The sequence below is a fragment of the Gilliamella bombi genome (genome assembly GCF_900103255.1).
Taxonomy (GTDB): domain Bacteria; phylum Pseudomonadota; class Gammaproteobacteria; order Enterobacterales; family Orbaceae; genus Gilliamella; species Gilliamella bombi.
In genome coordinates, this window is sequence record NZ_FMWS01000089.1 from 1 (window position 1) to 2,496 (window position 2,496).

Here is a 2,496-nt window from a genome sequence, read left to right on the forward strand (position 1 = left end):
ACTATCGACAGCTAACAGCCTAACCTTAACCAGCGAAAACCAAACCGACATCAACGCTTTAAAAAATGTCACCCTATCATCGGCTGAAGCGATGGGTTTATTTGCCCAAAAATCAGGGATGAAACTCTTTGCCAACCAAGGCGATATTGAAGTGCAAGCCCAAAACGCCAACTTCAATATGGCTGCCAAACAAGATATCAAAGTGGATAGTGTCGATGGCAAAGTCACCATTACCGCCAAAGACAATCTCACCCTCATTTGTGGTGGCTCTTATATCAAAATCAGCAGCGAAGGCATTGAACTGGGCACGCAGGATAATATCTATCTTAAGTGTAATGTGATGCAGAAGATGGGGGTGGCAGTGAAACTAAATGATAAATTATATTTACCATGCGTGACTGATAGAAGCCTATATCATATTAAATTTTTATTAAAGGATTCCGATACAAATGAACCTCTTAGAAACGTCAACTACGAAATAATGTTGGCCGATGGTAGTAAATTAACTGGTGTGAGCAATGAACAAGGATATACTCAAAAAGTAATATCTGAAAAAGATGGAATTGTTAATTTACAAATTTCTAAACCGACTTTTACTGATAATTAAAGATTATGGATTAATAAAGGAAAAATAAATTTATGGGCACAACAAATATAAAAATTTCCAAAATGAATGAAATTGGTAATGATGATTTGGTTGAAGCGTATATTAGTGGCTCAGAAGACTATGTAATTCCATTGGTTTTTCCTAATTATCTTATTAGATTAGAAGGAGGAAGTGGAACATTAGGTAGGGATTATTTCGGTACAGATCGAGTTCCATTATTAGGGCATGCAGGAGTTTTAATAATTAATGGACAAAATGGTAAAACAAAATATTACGAATACGGTCGATATCCACCAGGAGAATTAGGAAGAACAAGGAGTGTCCAAACAAAGAATGTCATAATATCTTCTTCAAAAATGATAAATATTGATTCATTTAAGAAAACACTACGTCAAATATCTAATAACTCTGGTCAAAAAGGTAATATAAAGGGAGCTATTCTTAGAAAAGAAAATGTTTTTAATGAAGCTATTAAGTATTGCGAAATAAAAATAAAAGAAAATAATAATCCAGATAGAGAACCATACTCAATTTATACAAATAATTGTGTTACTTTTGTTGAAAAATTAGTTTCTTATTTAGATTTTCCTACTCCGTCAACAATGCCATATTCATTGTTAAATCTAGGAACTCATATTTATGATAAAATCCCAACAGCTTATATAATTCAATTTCAAGCATTTTTTCCTGCGAGAGATTTATTTTATTATTATAAATTAGATAAATTGGAGGTTAATTACTAATGATAAAAATATCTAAACATATTTTATTAATGCTACTTTTTTATACGTTTGATATTTTTGCGTGTAGTAATTTAAATTTACCCATAGTAAATAGCTATAATTCTATTGAGTTCTATAACGGGAAAGGTATCGAAACTTTATTAATTACATCAACAAAACAGCCACATTATTGTGTTTTAATTTTATCGGAATGTGGTATCCCGCTATCTAAAGGCGAGATATATTTTGATAAATCTACTGAATTACTAAAAAAAGCACTAAGTCATGCTTATTTAAATCCAGCTCAAAAATGGTGGTCAATTGAACTTTATCAAAAAAATGATTTAAATCATTCTTATGCTAATTTAAATATTACGCCAAAAGCAGAATGTTACAATGGCGGGTTAATTTTCGAAATTATTGAGTACCGAGAACCTTATTATTTTATTTCAATAAAACTAAAAGATAAGAGTATTCATCAATTTGGCTTTATTAAATCCAAAAGCTTGTTGAATGAAAAAGATTTTGATTTTATTCTACTCGATGAAATTTACACGAAAAATAATGATAAATATGAGTTATTATCATGTCATGAAACAAACTTTGATTGTAATCTTGCAAGATATTCACATCCATATCAATTTTTCGAGAGTGTTCAATATTCTGAGTTATTTCGGTGAACTATGTAGACTCTGTTGAAAATAAGGCGGATAAAGTTAAAAGGTTACGTTTAACGCAGGCAGATAAAACGAACCTGATCAAATTTTATCGATTGCGTTACCTAAAATTGATCCTAGCCGATATACCCGATAAAGTTGAGTTAGTTAGTGGCGGAAAGGGACAAAATACGACGTCGCCGAGTGCAGATTCTGAACCTGCGCATGATGATGATTTTTTCACTATTCGCTTTATGATTGAAAACAAGCCGTACTGGATAGCCGCCAGTAAAGTCTTACACCTTAATGGCGAAGATGGGCAACTCAATTCAAGCGTAAGTTATTGGCGTGATTTTCCGTTATCATTAGATAACAGCCTTTCGCCTCAAGAAAAGAAACGTAATACGGTATGTTTCCCTCGTACCGTGTCTCTAATTTCACTAGAGAATGATGGCTTGATAGCGATAGAGGATGAAAACACAACCTGGGTACAAGTGACGGCACTTGATGA

4 protein-coding genes are annotated in these 2,496 nt (G+C 32.5%); all 4 read left to right on the plus strand.

The features are described from left to right. Positions 1-607: DUF2345 domain-containing protein (locus B9N71_RS12175; RefSeq protein WP_143422150.1), on the plus strand; the 607-nt coding region annotated here is incomplete at its 5' end. A gap of 32 nt (positions 608-639) precedes the next feature. Beyond that, positions 640-1,350 carry a hypothetical protein gene (locus B9N71_RS12180; protein WP_085166093.1) on the plus strand — a complete coding sequence of 237 codons (711 nt, stop codon included), beginning with the start codon at positions 640-642 and terminating at the stop codon, positions 1,348-1,350. After that, entirely contained in the window at positions 1,350-2,009 is a 660-nt protein-coding gene (locus tag B9N71_RS12185) for a hypothetical protein (RefSeq protein ID WP_085166094.1), read from the plus strand. Before B9N71_RS12180 ends, B9N71_RS12185 begins: the two co-directional genes overlap by 1 nt. Further along, on the plus strand, positions 2,006-2,496 hold a 491-nt coding region (locus tag B9N71_RS12190), incomplete at its 3' end, for a hypothetical protein (RefSeq protein ID WP_143422151.1). The genes B9N71_RS12185 and B9N71_RS12190, both read left to right, overlap by 4 nt.

What these genes read in the sequence shown, in the direction of transcription:
- B9N71_RS12180 (WP_085166093.1), top strand. Translation starts at nt 640, where the DNA reads ATGGGCACAACAAATATAAAAATTTCCAAAATGAATGAAATTGGTAAT.
- B9N71_RS12185 (WP_085166094.1), top strand. Translation starts at nt 1,350, where the DNA reads ATGATAAAAATATCTAAACATATTTTATTAATGCTACTTTTTTATACG.